The sequence below is a fragment of the Pseudoduganella sp. LjRoot289 genome (assembly GCF_964252925.1).
Lineage (GTDB): Bacteria > Pseudomonadota > Gammaproteobacteria > Burkholderiales > Burkholderiaceae_D > Rugamonas.
Map to the genome: position 1 here is coordinate 4,520,049 of NZ_CAXUPN020000001.1, position 15,076 is coordinate 4,535,124.

Annotated in this window: 14 protein-coding genes; 10 read left to right on the top strand and 4 right to left on the bottom strand. The window is 66.3% G+C overall.

Going from position 1 to position 15,076, the window contains the following annotated elements; all coding sequences use genetic code 11:
• Nucleotides 1–11 precede the first annotated feature (11 nt).
• The 5 genes from ACSQ8Y_RS19270 (at nt 12) to ggt (ending at nt 5,267) form a co-directional block, all read left to right on the top strand.
• Complete coding sequence (locus ACSQ8Y_RS19270) at nt 12–695, top strand: cell division ATP-binding protein FtsE (RefSeq protein ID WP_436268046.1); 684 nt, start codon at nt 12–14, stop codon at nt 693–695.
• A complete protein-coding gene (gene ftsX / locus ACSQ8Y_RS19275) occupies nt 692–1,606 on the top strand; it encodes a permease-like cell division protein FtsX (RefSeq protein WP_436268047.1) in 915 nt (304 codons plus the stop codon). Before ACSQ8Y_RS19270 ends, ftsX begins: the two co-directional genes overlap by 4 nt.
• 343 nt (nt 1,607–1,949) lie before the next feature.
• Nucleotides 1,950–2,843 carry an RNA polymerase sigma factor RpoH gene (gene rpoH, locus ACSQ8Y_RS19280; protein WP_436269860.1) on the top strand — a complete coding sequence of 298 codons (894 nt, stop codon included), beginning with the start codon at nt 1,950–1,952 and terminating at the stop codon, nt 2,841–2,843.
• A gap of 182 nt (nt 2,844–3,025) precedes the next feature.
• The gene (locus tag ACSQ8Y_RS19285; RefSeq protein ID WP_436268048.1) at nt 3,026–3,469 is read left to right on the top strand and encodes a hypothetical protein; all 444 of its coding nucleotides are present in this window, start codon (nt 3,026–3,028) and stop codon (nt 3,467–3,469) included.
• A 43-nt stretch (nt 3,470–3,512) separates the two neighbouring features.
• Nucleotides 3,513–5,267 (top strand): gamma-glutamyltransferase, encoded by a 1,755-nt coding sequence (ggt, locus tag ACSQ8Y_RS19290; RefSeq protein ID WP_436268049.1) that lies wholly within the window; start codon nt 3,513–3,515, stop codon nt 5,265–5,267.
• 132 nt (nt 5,268–5,399) lie between these two features.
• Here the strand turns inward: ggt and ACSQ8Y_RS19295 are convergent, their stop codons facing one another.
• Both ACSQ8Y_RS19295 and ACSQ8Y_RS19300 read right to left on the bottom strand, forming a co-directional pair.
• On the bottom strand, nt 5,400–5,744 hold the full coding sequence (locus ACSQ8Y_RS19295) for an antibiotic biosynthesis monooxygenase family protein (protein ID WP_436268050.1): 345 nt from the start codon (nt 5,742–5,744) through the stop codon (nt 5,400–5,402).
• Complete coding sequence (locus ACSQ8Y_RS19300; RefSeq protein WP_436268051.1) at nt 5,741–6,961, bottom strand: cytochrome P450; 1,221 nt, start codon at nt 6,959–6,961, stop codon at nt 5,741–5,743. Before ACSQ8Y_RS19300 ends, ACSQ8Y_RS19295 begins: the two co-directional genes overlap by 4 nt.
• Before the next feature lie 76 nt (nt 6,962–7,037).
• Between ACSQ8Y_RS19300 and ACSQ8Y_RS19305 the strand changes: the two genes are divergently transcribed.
• From ACSQ8Y_RS19305 to ACSQ8Y_RS19320, 4 genes are read left to right on the top strand one after another with little or no spacing between them, the layout of a single operon-like run.
• Entirely contained in the window at nt 7,038–7,730 is a 693-nt protein-coding gene (locus ACSQ8Y_RS19305) for an ArsR/SmtB family transcription factor (RefSeq protein ID WP_436268052.1), read from the top strand.
• Between the two features lie 60 nt (nt 7,731–7,790).
• Nucleotides 7,791–8,474, top strand: coding sequence for a signal peptidase I (gene lepB / locus ACSQ8Y_RS19310; RefSeq protein WP_436268053.1), 684 nt, complete (start codon nt 7,791–7,793; stop codon nt 8,472–8,474).
• The gene (locus ACSQ8Y_RS19315) at nt 8,471–9,205 is read left to right on the top strand and encodes an ABC transporter ATP-binding protein (protein WP_436268054.1); all 735 of its coding nucleotides are present in this window, start codon (nt 8,471–8,473) and stop codon (nt 9,203–9,205) included. Before lepB ends, ACSQ8Y_RS19315 begins: the two co-directional genes overlap by 4 nt.
• On the top strand, nt 9,202–11,721 hold the full coding sequence (locus tag ACSQ8Y_RS19320; protein ID WP_436268055.1) for a CPBP family intramembrane glutamic endopeptidase: 2,520 nt from the start codon (nt 9,202–9,204) through the stop codon (nt 11,719–11,721). The genes ACSQ8Y_RS19315 and ACSQ8Y_RS19320 overlap by 4 nt, the downstream gene beginning before the upstream one ends.
• A gap of 9 nt (nt 11,722–11,730) precedes the next feature.
• Here the strand turns inward: ACSQ8Y_RS19320 and ACSQ8Y_RS19325 are convergent, their stop codons facing one another.
• Nucleotides 11,731–12,537 carry an NAD-dependent epimerase/dehydratase family protein gene (locus ACSQ8Y_RS19325; protein ID WP_436268056.1) on the bottom strand — a complete coding sequence of 269 codons (807 nt, stop codon included), beginning with the start codon at nt 12,535–12,537 and terminating at the stop codon, nt 11,731–11,733.
• Nucleotides 12,538–12,584: 47 nt separating this feature from the next.
• The gene (gene garD / locus ACSQ8Y_RS19330) at nt 12,585–14,147 is read right to left on the bottom strand and encodes a galactarate dehydratase (RefSeq protein WP_436268057.1); all 1,563 of its coding nucleotides are present in this window, start codon (nt 14,145–14,147) and stop codon (nt 12,585–12,587) included.
• A gap of 132 nt (nt 14,148–14,279) precedes the next feature.
• On the opposite strand from garD, the gene ACSQ8Y_RS19335 reads away from it, so the two are divergent.
• The gene (locus ACSQ8Y_RS19335; RefSeq protein ID WP_436268058.1) at nt 14,280–14,984 is read left to right on the top strand and encodes a FadR/GntR family transcriptional regulator; all 705 of its coding nucleotides are present in this window, start codon (nt 14,280–14,282) and stop codon (nt 14,982–14,984) included.
• The last annotated feature ends 92 nt before the right edge of the window (nt 14,985–15,076 follow it).

Genomic DNA, 15,076 nt, shown 5'->3' on the forward strand with positions numbered 1-15,076 from the left:
GAGACCCTGTCATGATCGAATTCCAGCACGTCTCCAAACACTACTCGGCCGACGCCACCGCGCTGCGCGACGTCACGTTCACCGTCGGCAAGGGCGAACTGGTGTTCCTGGCCGGCCCGTCCGGCGCCGGCAAGTCCACGCTGCTGAAGATGATCGCCGCCATGGAGCGCCCCAGCGCCGGCAAGGTCATCGTCAACGGCCAGGACATCGGCAAGCTCAAGGCGGCCGGCGTACCCTTTCTGCGCCGCAACCTGGGCCTGATTTTCCAGGAGCAGCGCCTGCTGACCGACCGCTCCATCCTGGCCAACGTCATGATGCCGCTGATGGTGACCGGCCAGCCGCGCGCGCAAGCCGAACAGCGCGCGCGCGCCGCGCTCGACAAGGTGGGCCTGGCCGAGCGCGCCAACGCCATGCCGCTGGCCCTGTCCGGCGGCGAACAGCAGCGCGTGTCGATCGCGCGCGCCATCGTCAACCGGCCGCAGATCATCCTGGCCGACGAGCCGACCGCCAACCTGGACCGCGCCAGCGCCGAACGGGTGCTGGACGCGCTGCGCGCCTTCCACTCGGTGGGCGTGACCTGTCTGATCTCCACGCACGACGAGCTGGTGCTCGAAGGCGCCGCGCGCGTGATCCATTTGAAGCAAGGCCAGCTGCTCAGCAACAGCGCCGCGCCGGAACCGGAGGTGGCGGCATGAGCAACTGGTTGCGTCAACACGGCTTCGCGCTGGGCGCGGCGCTGGTGCACCTGCGCAAGGCGCCGGGCAGCTTCCTGTTCAACATCCTGGTGGTGGCCATCGCCCTGGCCCTGCCCTTCATGGGCCTGACCCTGCTCGACAATGTGCGGCCCCTGTCCGAGCAGCTGTCGGTCGATCCCGAGATCAGCCTGTTCATGAAGCAGGACGTGGCGCGCGAACAAGCCGCCGGGCTGGCCACGCCGCTGCGCGAGATGATGAAGGACGCCAAGATCATCTTCGTGCCGCGCGAAAAGGCGCTGGACAACCTGAAAGGCAAGAGCGGCCTGTCCGACGTGCTGGCCACCCTGGGCGAGAACCCGCTGCCGGACAGCTACATCGTCAAGCTCGACGCCTTCCGCAGCGCCGCCGCCGGTGTCGACGTCGACCAGCTGGCCGAACGCATGCGCAGCCTGCCCGGCGTGGACACGGTGCAGATCGATTCGGCTTGGGTCAAGCGCCTGGCCGCGCTGATCGGCGTGCTCAAGCTGGCCCTGCTGCTGCTGGCCGCGACCCTGGGCACGGTGGTGGTGGCCGTGGTATTCAACACCATCCGCCTGCAGGTATTGACGCAGCGCGAGGAAATCCTGGTGTCCAAGCTGATCGGCGCCACCGACACCTTCATCCACCGCCCGTTTTACTACACGGGGGCCCTGCTCGGCCTGTGCGCCGGCGGCGTCGCGCTGGGCGCGGTCGCGCTGGCGCTGCGCCCGCTCAACACGGCCATCGCCGAATTCGCCCGCCTGTACGCCTCCGAATTCCAGCTGGCGCCCATGGAACCGCTGCAAATGGCCGGCCTGCTGGCCGTCTCCGCCGCGCTCGGCCTGGCCGGCGCCCTGCTGTCCGTGCAGCGTCACCTGGCACGCCTCAATTAAGCCAGGGCGGCGGGCCTGCACGGCCCGCCGATCCCGCCGCTGCGTGCGTTCACGCACAGTTCCGCCCCTCCCCCTCGGCTATGCTGACCGCGTTGATGCACCGCAAAGTTCGTGCGGTTTAAGCGCCTTTGCAAAAAACCATCGACTAGAATCGGCCCATAGCATTATCGCTATCAGGGTCATTGCGACTGGCGATTGGCACTCTCCCAATGAGAGTGCTAATATATGGCCAACAGCCACTTCCGCCCATGCCTTACGGAAATATTAAGCGTGGTTTAAGAAGTGTCACGCAAGATGCATTGATCCGAAACACTCCGTTTTCGAGCGAGGAATTAAAATGACGATGATGACCGCACCTGCCGCATTGGTACCAGCCAGTAAAAATGCCCTGGGATTGGGATTCACTGGCAACCTGGGCAATCTGGACGCCTACATTTCGGCGGTCAACCGCCTGCCTATGCTCACGCCCGACGAAGAAAAGCGCCTGGGCCGCAGTCTCAAGGAAAACAACGACCTGGGCGCCGCGCAGGAGCTGGTGCTGTCGCACCTGCGCCTGGTGGTGTCGATCGCGCGCGGCTATCTGGGCTACGGCCTGCCGCACGCCGACCTGATCCAGGAAGGCAATATCGGCCTGATGAAGGCGGTCAAGCGTTTCGACGCCGACCAGGGTGTGCGCCTGGTGTCCTATGCCATGCACTGGATCAAGGCCGAGATCCACGAATACATCCTGAAGAACTGGCGCCTGGTCAAAGTGGCCACCACCAAGGCCCAGCGCAAGCTGTTCTTCAACCTGCGCAGCCACAAGACCGGCCTGGACGCGATGTCGCCGGCCCAGATCGACAACCTGGCCAAGCTGCTCGACGTCAAGCGCGAAGAAGTGATTGAAATGGAAACGCGCTTGAGCGGCCGCGACATCGCGCTCGAATCGCCGACCGACGACGAGGACGACAAGTTCGCCCCCATCGCCTACCTGTCGTCCGAGCAGAGCGAGCCGACCCGGGTGCTGGAAGCCGAGCAAGTGACGCGGCTGCATTCCGAAGGCCTGGAAACGGCCTTGGGCAAGCTCGATGCGCGTTCGCGCCGCATCGTCGAAGCGCGCTGGCTGGCCAACGACGACGGCTCCGGCGCCACGCTGCACACGCTGGCCGACGAATTCGGCGTCTCCGCCGAGCGCATCCGCCAGATCGAATCGGCCGCCCTGAAGAAAATGAAAGGCGCACTCGCCGCCTACGTGTAAGGTTCACCCGCGTACGAGACGTACGAAAAAGGGAAAAAGGGGCCAGGGTCAAATATTAATGAACGCGCGTTCTTTAATATTTGACCCTGGCCCCTTTTCACGTTTTCACGCGTGCGCCACGTGCGATGTATTTTAGCTAATATTTTCATCCGTCAGGCCTCACCGGCCAGCCAGGAGAATCTATGCAGCCCAAAATTATCACCCTGCTCACCACCTTCGCCGGTTTCGGCATAGTGGCCGCGTGCAGCGTCGCCGGCCAGAGCGGCAGCGGCGAACAGCCGGCTCCGGCAAGCCCGCAGCGCACCAGCGCCACCTACACCTTGTCGGCCGGCCAGAGCGTCGCGCTGACGCCGACCGCCAGCCTGAAACTGGAGCGCGTCAACGACAGCCGCTGCAAGACCGGCGCGGTGTGCGTGTGGGAAGGCTATATCAGCTACAGCTTCGTACTCACGAACAACGGCAACAGCAGCAGCTTCGTGCTGTCCGAAAAAATGCCGGGCGCAGCCAATACCATCACCCAGCAGGGTTTGCGCTTCACCCTCGCCGGCGTGGAACCGGCCGAGCCGCCTGCGTTAAATGCTCCGGCGCCAACTTATCGGGTAAGCTTGCGGGTGGATATTTCCTAGCCACCACTGGCCGCGACTGGCCATGCCACCCGATAGAGAGCCCATGACCTCGTCTCCCCGCCGCGCCCTCCCTTCCCTGCTTGTCTCCACCATCGTCATTAGCGCCGCATGCGCGCCGGGCGCCTGGGCCAAAAGCCCGGTAGCGACCGGCACCGGCGGCGCGGTCGCCACCATCAGCGAACAGGCGTCCCAGTCGGCGCTCGCCATCCTGAACCAGGGCGGCAACGCGGTCGACGCGGCGGTTGCCGCGGCGGCGACGCTGGGCGTGACCGATCCGTTCAGCTGCGGCATCGGCGGCGGCGGCTTCATGATGATCTACCTGGCCAAGGACAAGCGCGTCATCACCATCGACCACCGCGAGATGGCGCCGGCCAATTTCAAGCCATCCGTGTTCCAGCAGGACGGCAAGGAGCTCAACTTCGACGAGGTGCTGGCGAGCGGCATGTCGGTCGGCGTGCCGGGCACGGTGCGCGGCTGGCATGAGGCGCTGGACCGCTACGGCTCGATGTCGCTCAGGCAAGTACTGCAGCCGGCGATCAAGGTAGCGGCGGACGGTTTCAAGGTGAACGCGAATTTTTCGCGCCTGGTCGCCTCCAACGAGCGCAAGTTCCAGCTGTTTCCCGCCACGGCCAAGCTCTATCTGAAGGACGGCAAGGCGCTGCCGGAAGGCAGCCTGCTGCGCAATCCGGACCTGGCCAAGGCTTACCGCGAACTGGGCGCGGGCGGCATCAAGGTTTTCTACGAAGGCAAGATCGCACGCGCCATGGTCGATGCGGTCAACCATCCGGGCGCCAAGGTGCGCGCCGGCGCCATGACGATGGCCGACCTGGCCAACTACGAGGCGCGCATCCGCCAGCCGCTGCGCTCGACCTACCGCGGCTACGAGCTCTACGGCATGCCCCTGCCCAGCAGCGGCGGCGTGGCGGTGGCCGAGGCGCTCAATATCCTGGAAGGCTACGACCTGAAGGCCATGCCGCGCGACAAGGTCGAGCACCTCTACCTGGAAGCGAGCCGCATCGCCTTCGCCGACCGCAACGCCTACCTGGCCGACCCCGAGTATCTGGAAGCGCCGGTGCAAGGCCTGCTGAGCAAGGACTACGCCGCGCGGCGGCGCGAGCAGATCAACCCGCAGCGCGCGGCCTCGCACGCGGCGGCGGGCGACCCCTATCCCTTCCAGGACGACCAGAGCGTGCCGCTGCGCCCTGCCGCCGCCAAACTGCTGGCCGAAGGCGCGCACACCACGCACCTGACCGTGTCCGACAAGGAAGGCAACATCGTTTCCTACACCTTCACCATCGAAAGCTGGGGCGGCAGCGGCATCACGGTGCCCGGCTATGGCTTCCTGCTGAACAACGAGATGACCGACTTCGATTTCAGCGGCCCGCATCCCAATGTGCCGGAAGCGGGCAAGCGGCCGCGCAGCAGCATGTCGCCGACGCTGGCGTTCAAAGGCGGCAAGCCTGCCTTCTCGATCGGCAGCCCGGGCGGCGCCACCATCATCACCACGGTGCTGCAGACCATCGTCAACCACGTCGACCTCGGCATGACGATGGACCAGGCGGTGGACGCGCCGCGCCTGTCCGAGCGCAACGGCGCGGCCACCGACATCGAACCCGGCTACGCCGCCACGGGCGCCGCCCAGTCCCTCGAAAGCTACGGCCAGCGCTGGGGCGGCACGCCACGAGAAATAGGCGCCGCCAACGCCCTGCTGTTCAACGCCGACGGCACGGTGACGGCAGTCAGCGAAGGCAAACGCCACGGCACCGGCAGCGCGCTGGTCCAGAAAAAAGCCCACTAGATCAAACCTGGGGTCAGGCCTGCAAAACTGTATTTTTCAGCCTCAGCCCTGACACCCGCTGCATGCAAACTGCACGAATGCAGGCCTGACCCCAAGAGTGGGGTCAGGCCTGCATTCGTGCATTGCGATGAGTTATTTGTGGCGGTGGCGGCTGTCGGCGGGGGCTTGGGCGCGCTCTTGCAAGCCGTAGTCGCGAACGACGCCGGCAATGCGCAGGCGATAGTCTTCGAAGATGGCGGCGCGGCCGGCTGACTGCGCTGCGCGGTGCGCTTCCAGTTGCCGCCATTGCGCGATCGCGTCCTCGTCACGGAAGAAGGACAACGACAGCAGCTTGCCCGGCTGGCTCAGGCTTGCGAAACGCTCGATGGAAATGAAGCCGTCCACCTGCTCCAGCAAGGGTCTCAGACTGGCGGCAATGTCGAGGTATTCCTGCTTCAGTTCGGCCTTGGGCCACACTTCAAAAATCACGGCTATCATGCGCTCTCCTGTTCTGCGATGAATTCGGGGATGCGCGCGTTCACGGACGGCCGGTAGCACCAGGCCAGCGCTGCGGGCGCGCCGTTCCGCAGCAACACCTCAATCGCGGCGGCGGCAATGGTTTGCGCCAGTGCCTGGCCGGGACAAGCGTGCATCCCATGGCCAAAGCCGAGCGGTGCATCCTGGCTCTTCCCGTGCGCGGACGGGCCGCAGCGTGCCGCAGCAAGCAGCACCAGTATCGCCTGCCCCGCCTCGATCTTCACTCCGTCGATGTCGATGGCTTGTGCCGTGTAGCGGCGTGTGTTCTGGATAGGCGGGTCGTCCCGCATCACGCCTTGCACCAAGGCTGCGGCGGGCAGGCAAGCTTGCGCCGGCTCACGCATCAGCGCGACGACCGTGTTGCCGATCAGCCCGGCCGTGGCCTCGTATGTCTGCGACAGCATGCCAACCAGATTGGCGAGGATGGCGTGTGAGTTGTTCCAGCCTGCGGCATCGGCTTCCGCCAGCACACCGGCCAACAGGCTACCCGCCTGCGCATCGGATGCCGATACTCCGCGCAGCATCGTCTTGAATCGTTCCAGCAGCGCCAGCGCCGCACCGTGCGCGCGGCCGACCCGCTCTTCGCTGGCAAGCGGCGACAGGCAAGCCACAAAGTCGCCCATCCATGCGGCGACCTGGGGCAATTGCGCGTCCGGGAAGCCGAGCAGGCTGGCCACGGTTTGCACCGGCACTGCGAACATCCACGCCGACAATGCAGATGGCTGGCGCAACTCATCCACCGGCAGTGCCGCGCCGGTTCCGGCTCCCGCGCCCGCCTCGCCGCGTTCGGCATAGGCGAAGCCGTGCGTGATGCCGCTGCCACGCCTGCGTCCCAGCGCGGCTGCCAGTTCGCTCGCCCGTGCATGCACCACGCCCGGATCCAGTCCCGCCAGCGCACGCTGCAGCGCCAGCCTGGGCGCCGCGTGGCGCTCGCCGTCGTTCATCCGCACCAGTGCGCCGAACACCTGCCCCGCGCTGCCGCCTGCGATGGCGGTGGGCACCGGCTCGGCCATGGGCCGCACGCGGCAATCCGGATGCGCCAGCACCGCGCTCACCGCAGCCGCACTGGCGGCAATCCACAGCTTCAGGCGCTGGTCATAAACCAGCCCCCGCTGCGCGGCCAGGACGGCGTAATACGGGTACGGATCCGGGTGCGTTACCGCGGCGATGGCATCCATGTCGTCTCCTTTGCATATGTCGATGGGGTGCAGTATGCTGAAAAACAGTCCAACACAATTCGTCCGAGACCGAACCATGAATGCAGACACCCACCTCGCCCGCATTGCCGGCGCGATCGCCGAACCGGCCCGCGCGCGCATGCTGTGCTGCCTGCTGGACGGCCACGCCCGGACCAGCACCGAGCTGTCGGTGGTGGCCGAGGTCAGCCCGTCCACCGCCAGCGCCCACCTGGCGCGGCTGAAGGATGAACAACTGGTGCAATTGCTGGCACAAGGCAAGCACCGCTACTACCAGCTGGCCGGCGCCGACGTCGCCGCCGCACTGGAGGCCCTGCTGGTGGTGGCCGGCCTGCCACGCCCGCAGTTCAAACCCAGCACGCCGGACCGGCTGCGCCATGCCCGCACCTGCTACGACCACATGGCCGGCTCGGTTGCCGTGCGCCTGCACGACCACATGGCGGCGCAAGGCTGGCTGGCGGAGCACGAGGACGATGGCAGGGAATACGAATTGACGCCGGCCGGCGAACAGGGTTTCGACCGGCTCGGCGTCGATACCAAGGCGCTGCGCAAGCTGCGCCGGCGCTTCGCCTGCCCTTGCCTGGACTGGAGCGAACGCAAGCCCCACATCGGCGGCGCGCTCGGCGCGGCGCTGCTGCAACTGGCGCTGAAACGCGGCTGGGTGGAGCAGGACCTGGACAGCCGCGCGCTGGCCGTGCCGCCGACAGGACAGCGCCGGATGCTGGCCGCCTTCGGACTAAGCGAGGTTTAAGAATCGCACCGGATGATGTCTTCACCACTTATCCACCACCACACTCAGCGGAGAACAATAATGAAACCCTGGTTACGCGCCAACAAAGGCTTCATCGCCTTCCTTATGCTGTTTGGCCTGTTCCGTACCGCCGTGGCGGACTGGAACCCCATCCCTTCCGCGTCGATGCACCCCAACCTGCTCGAAGGCGACGTGGTATTCGTCAACCGCCTCGCTTTCGACCTGAAAGTGCCGCTGACCGACGTGGTGGTGGCGCACCTGGGCGAACCCAAACGCGGCGACATCGTCACCTTCTCCTCGCCGCTGGACAGGACCCGTCTTATCAAGCGCCTGATCGCCGTGCCCGGCGACACGGTCGCCATGCAGAACGACCAGCTGATCATCAACGGCCAGCCGGCCGGCTACAGCACGCCCGTCAACGCGGTCGAGGCGATCGACCATGTCGGCCCGCTGGCGGCGCTGCAGATGACCGAGACATCCGGCGCCAGCGAACGCCGCATCCAGCTGCTGCCGCAGGTGGCCAGCAGCAAGCGCGATTTCGCGCCCATCACCATCCCGGCCGACCGCTATCTGATGCTGGGCGACAACCGCAACAACAGCGCTGACTCGCGCTACATCGGCTTGGTGCCGCGCGAACTGCTGATCGGCCGCGCCGAACGGGTGCTGGTGTCGGCCGACATCGTCGGCAATTGGCTGCCGCGCACCGAGCGCTTCGGCATGGCGCTGGGCAGCCAGCGGCAATGATCGCATTCCAGGGTTTATCCAAATCCTACAACGGCTTTGAAGCCGTCAAACCGCTATCGCTGACGGTGCCGCGCGGCGAAGTGTTCGGCTTCCTCGGCCCCAACGGCGCCGGCAAGACCACCACCATCCGCATGCTGATGGGCATATTGGTGCCCAGCGCCGGGCGGGTGCTGGTGAACGGGCTCGATTGCCGCGCCGACGCGGCGGAGGTCAAGCGCCACGTGGGCTACTTGCCAGACACGCCGATTTTCTACGACTATCTGCGCGGCCGTGAAATCCTGCAATTCGTGGCGGAGATGCACGGCTTTTCGCGCTCGGAAGCGGCCGGCCGCGCGCACCGCCTGCTGCGCGAACTGGGCCTGGAGGACGTGACCGAGGAGTTCGCGGTGAACTACTCGCTGGGCATGAAGAAGAAGCTCGGCCTGGCCTGCGCGCTGGTGCACAACCCGAAAGTGCTGGTGCTGGACGAACCGATCAACGGCCTCGATCCGCGCGCCGCGCGCGACGTGCAGGAACGCCTGCTGGCCGCCGCCGCGCAGGGCACCACCATCTTCATCTCCACCCATTTGCTGGACATGGCCGAACGCATGTGCAGCCGGGTCGGCATCATCCATCGCGGCGCGCTGGTGGCCAGCGGCACGCTGGCCGAATTGCGCGGCGCAGCCCACGCCGACAGCTCGCTGGAAGATGTCTTCCTGAAGATCACCGACGAAGCCGGCGCTCCCGAATGAACGGCCGCTCGCCCGCCCGCGCCATATGGCTGCTGGCGCGCCTGCGCCTGCTGCGCCTGTTGAACATGACGTCGGCGATCCGCTTCGGCAAGGCCGCCAACGCCAAAAGCCGCGCCGCCTCGCGCGGCAAGAGCAGCAGCCGCTGGCTACTGGGCGCGACGGTGGGGCTGGGCATGCTGTTCAGCTTTGCCACGCTGTCGAAAACATCGCTGCTGAACCTGCACTGCAAGCTCGATATGCCGTCCGCCTGCGCCGCCGTGCTGGCCAGGCAGTCGGCCGAGCGCATGCAGGAGATGGCGGGCGCGCAGCTGCACGCGGCGCAATTCTCTCCCGCGCTGGCCGCCGCCATGACACTGATGTTGCTGCTGATGTGGCTGGTAAGCTTTCTGCTGCCGCTGGGCAGCCATGAAATGGCGCAGGCCGACTGGGACCTCGAATGGCTGGTGACGCTGCCGGTCAAGCGCGCCACGCTGCTGTGGGCGCGCCTGCTGGAGCGCAGCGTGGCCAACCCGATCGGCATCCTGGCGCTGTGGCCCCTGTGCACGGTGCTGGCGTGGTTCGGTAACCACGGCCCGGTCTCGCCGCTGCTCGGTGCAGCCGTGGCGCTGCCCTTGCTCATGCTGGCGGCGCTGATGCGCACCCTGGCCGACACCGGCCTGCGCCTGTCGCTGCCGCCGTCGCAACTGCGCAACTTGCAGGCCCTGGCTTCCGTGCTCAGCATGCCGCTGATGTATGCGGGGATTTCGTTTTCGATCTGGTCCAACAATTCCTTCACGCTGGACTGGGCGCGCGCCTTCCCGGCGTGGACCTTGTGGACGCCGCCCGGCCTGGCCGTGCAGGCACTCACCGCGCACGCCGCCCCCAACGCCGCCCTGGCGGTGGCGCTGCTGCTGGTGCAAACGGCCGCGCTGCTGGCGGCCGGCATGGCGCTGCTGCACCGCCAACTGCGCCACGGCGTGGTCGCGACCGGCGCGCGCGAAGCTGCGGGCCGCAACGCGAAGGCGGCACTAGCTGGCCGCGCGGCCGAGGCCGCGCTGACGTGCGCCGCAGCCGTATCGGTGCCCGGCTTGCACGTGGCGGCGGCGATGAAGGTGGCCGGCGATGAAGGGCCGACCGGGCCGGCCGCCGCATCCGGTGCGGCTGTCGCGGCGGCGGCGGGGACCGCAGCGGCGGGCGCACCGCCGCGCCGGGGCGCCTGGCGCGCCTGGCGTCCCTGGCGCCTCGGCACCATTTTGCAGCGGCGCGAACTGCTGCTGCTCGGCCGCGACCGCAACTTCCTGGCCCAGAGCCTGCTCATTCCCGTGGTGCTGATCGTCAGCCAGCTGCTGGTCAGCGGCCAGCTGTCCAGCGTCACGCTGCTGGGCCAGAACCAGCAGCTGATGGCCGCCATCGGCTTCGGCATCGGCAGCTACGTGCTGCTGCTGTCGGCCTTCCAGGCCATCAACACCGAAGGCCACGCGCTGTGGATGCTGTACACCTTTCCGCGCCCGATCGGCAGCCTGCTGAAAGAAAAGGCCCAGCTGTGGGGCGTGCTGGCCGCGCTGTACCCCTTGCTGGTGTTCGCCATCGGCCTGTACTACACGCCGGATTTCAACTGGCGCCTGTTGGCCTACGCGGCCATCGTCATGGCGGGCATACCGGTCTACGCGCTGATCGCCGTCTCGCTCGGGGTCTTCGCCAGCAATCCGCAAGCGCAGGACGCGCAGTCGCGCGTGCGCCCCGCCTATGCCTACCTGTACATGATGTTGTGCAGCCTGTACACCTACGCACTGTATGCGCCCGAATGGACGCAAACGCTGTCCATCATCATCCTCACGTCCTCGCTCGCGCTGGCGCTGTGGCAAAAAGCCCACGACGAACTGCCCTACCTGCTCGACCCCGCCGCCGCGCCCCCGGCCAGGGTGGCGCTGTCGGATGGCCTGATCGCCGCCACCTTGTTCTTCGTGCTGCAAGGCTTGGTGGGAATGATGTTGGGAGGCCCGCGCGGCAAGCCTGAAGCCGGCGTGGTCGCCTTCGTCGTCGCGGGCGCCACCGTGTACGCGCTGGTGCGCTACCTGTACTGGCGTCACAAGACCATCGGCGTGCCGGCTCTGCTGAACGGGAAATTGAGCGCGGCCGCAGGCCATGCTTTGCTGGGCGCTGTCGCCGCCTGTGCCTTCGGCGCAGCCTATCTGTGGCTGCTGCGTGACACGCCATGGTGGCCCCGTCACGCGCCGCGCCACATTCACCTCGTCCTGCCATTGACGGTGCTGGCCGCGCCGTTGTTCGAGGAGTTCATTTTCAGGGGATTGATTTTCGGCGGCCTGCGGCGCCTGGCGGGAGCACTGCCCGCGGCGGCGGCAAGCGCCGCGCTGTTCGCCATCGTGCATCCATCGCTGGCCATGCTGCCGGTGTTCGTGCTGGGACTATGCACCGCGTGGGCCTATGAACGCAGCAAGTCGCTGCTGGCCCCCATGCTGGTGCACGCCGCCTACAACGCCATGGTGGTCGGCGTGCAGGTGGCGCTGATACGGTAAGCGGCTACGTCAGATGTACTGCGGACCGTCCATCACGAAGCCGCCGCCCTGGTACAGGGTGGCCGCGTCGTCCTTGTCCGGGTAGGCGCCGGTGTCCGGGAACAGGTGCTTGAACTGCTCCGAGCTGTCCTTCGGTTTGAAGCCGATGAAGGCGGCCTTGCTGTTGTCCCACCAGACGGCTTCGTTGTTCGACTGGCCGTACAGGATGGCGTGCCCCACGCGCGGCGCCATCAGCGAGCAGCGCAGTGCTTCGACCAGGTCGTCGTAGCTCAGCCAGGTGCGCATCATGCGCGGATTCTTCGGCTCGGGGAAAGAGGAGCCGATGCGCAGGCACACGGTTTCGATGCCGGTGCGGTCGAAGTAGTAGCGCGCCAGCTGCTCGCCGAACACCTTGCTGATGCCGTACATGCTGTCCGGGCGGGTCGGGCTGTCCGCGTCCAGCACCTCGGTCACCTTGTGGAAGCCGATGGTGTGGTTGGAGCTGGCGAAGATGATGCGCCGGGTGCCCGCCTTGTGCGCGGCCTCATACAGGTTGTAAGTACCGTGGATGTTGGCGCTCATGATGGCTTCGAAATTGCTTTCGGTGGAGATGCCGCCGAAATGCAGCACCGCGTCCACGCCTTCCAGCAGCGCCAGCACGGCAGGCTTGTCGGACAGGTCGCACTTGACGATTTCCTCGCCTTCGCGCGCCTCGCCCATGTCGCCGATGTCGCTCAGGCGCACCACGTCCGCCCATGGTTTGATGCGGTCGCGCAGGATCTTGCCCAGGCCGCCGGCCGCCCCGGTCAGCAGTATGCGTTTAAATGGTTTGCTCATGTCTGTTCCCTCAGCTGCAGTTGTACGATGTCGTATGATACAGGCAATCAGGTCACTGGTGCCGGATTGAACAGCACCAGGGCATTGTGCAGCTTCCACTGTTCGGCCCAGGTCTTGCGGCCGCTGGCCACTTCCAGCATCAGGCGGAACATTTCCCAGCCCACGTCCGCGATGCTCGCTTCGCCGCTGGCGATGCGGCCCGCGTTCACGTCCATCAGATCGTGCCAGCGCGCGGCCAGTTCGTTGCGCGTGGCGACCTTGATCACCGGCACCTCGGCCAGGCCGTAAGGCGTGCCGCGGCCGGTGGTGAAGATGTGCAGATTCATGCCGGCCGCCAGTTGCAGCGTGCCGCAGATGAAATCGCTGGCCGGCGTGGCCGCGTAGATCAGGCCTTTTTGCGTCAGCTTCTCGCCCGGCGACAATACACCCGAAATCGGCGCGCTGCCGCTCTTCACGATGGAGCCCATGGCCTTCTCAACGATGTTCGACAAGCCGCCTTTCTTGTTGCCCGGCGTGGTGTTGGCGCTGCGGTCCACGCCGCCACGCTTGAGGTACTGGTCGTACCACTCCATCTCGCGGATCATGGCGGCCGCCACGTCGGCGTTGACCGCGCGCGAGGTCAGCTGGTCGATGCCGTCGCGCACTTCGGTCACTTCCGAGAACATCACGGTGGCGCCCGCGCGCACCAGCAGGTCGGTGGCGAATCCGACTGCCGGATTGGCCGTCACGCCGGAGAAGGCGTCGCTGCCGCCGCACTGCACCCCCACCACCAGTTCCGACGCCGGCACGGTTTCGCGGCGGCGCTGGTCCAGCACCCGCAGCTGGACTTCGGCCGTGTTCATGATGGAATCTATCATCGACTGGAAACCGACGTGGCCCTGGTCCTGCAGGCACACCAGCGCGGGATCGGCGCCGCCGCCGTTCTGGATCGGGATCGAGCCCTTGGGGAACAGGCGCTGCGGCTGCAGCTTCTCGCAACCGAGGCTGACCACCATGGCCTGGCCGCCGAAATTCGGGTTCAGGCTGATATTGCGCAAGGTGCGGATCGGCACCATGGCGTTGGGCGCGTCGATCGCGACGCCGCAGCCATAGCTGTGTTCCAGGCCGACCACGTCGTCCACGTTGGGATACTTGGGCAGCAGCTCGGCCTTGATGCGGCGCACCGCATGCTCGACCACGCCGGCCACGCACTGCACGGTGGTGGTGATGGCCAGGATGTTGCGCGTGCCGACGCTGCCGTCCGGATTGCGGTAGCCCTCGAAGGTGTAGCCCTCCAGCGGATCCTGCGGCGGCGGCTTCACGGTGGCGATCGGCAAGCCGGTCAGCTCGCGCGCGGCGGGCATGTCCACTTGCGCCTCGGCGATCCAGCTGCCCGCCGGAATGTCGCGCGATGCATTACCAATAGTTACATTGTACCGGATAACCGGGTCGCCCTTGGCGAATGCACGCAGCGCGACCTTGTGTCCTTGGGGCACGGCTTCCAGCAGCGTCAATCCGCTTGGAAACACGCTGCCCGCCGGCAAACCGCCGTCATTGACGACGATGGCCACGTTGTCGTTCTCATGCATGAGGATGTAGCGCGGGCTGTTCGCGCTCGGCTCTGTCGTCATTTTTACGTCCTTGTAGGTTACTTGCTGTCCAATTCAGTATGGCAGAGAAAAAAAAATTTGGCTAGTCCAGATTGATTATTTGGTCAGACCACCTTAGAATGGTCTGACCAAACAGACACAGCGGGACATCCCTTGAGCCAGAAAAAAACCACCTCAACCCCGGAAGCCGGCAGCCACGAGCCGCGCCTTTACCGCGTGGTGGCGGACCGCATCCAGCAATTGATCGCCGACGAGGGCATCGCCGGCGGCGAACGCCTGCCGTCCGAGCGCGACCTGTCCATCAAGCTCAGTGTCAGCCGCGCCTCGCTGCGCGAAGCGCTGATCGCGCTGGAGCTGGGCGGCGTGATCGAGGTGCGCGGCGGTTCGGGCGTCTATGTCAGCGAAGTGCCGGATGGCGACATCGCGCTGCCGGAGGGCGGGCCGGGGCCCTTCGAAGTGCTGGCCGCGCGCCGCTTGTTCGAAGCCGAAATCGCCGCCATCGCCGCGCGCGTCGCGACGCCGCACGATATCGACGAGATCTTGCGGGCGGTGCTGGAGATGGAAGCGAGCCACGCCAACAAGGCCAGCAATGAACAGGCCGACCGCAACTTCCACCTGGCCATCGCGCGCGCCACCGGCAACAGCGCGCTGGTGGGCGGACTGGATTACCTGTGGAACCAGCGCGGCCGCCTGTGGCACAAATTGAAAGAGCATTTCCAGACCGAGGAACTGCGGCTGGAAACGCTGAAAGACCACCGTCGCATCCTGGAGGCCATTGCCGCGCGCGACCCCGCAGGCGCCAGGAAAGCCATGCGGTCCCACCTGGAACGGGTGACCCGGACATTCTCAAGGGGATAGCCGCCCCGCAGAGGGCAGCACCCTGCAAACCAGAATTATCGACCGGCGCGAGCTAGGCCGCCCTTCCTTCGTGCAGGTGCTGCCCTCCTCGC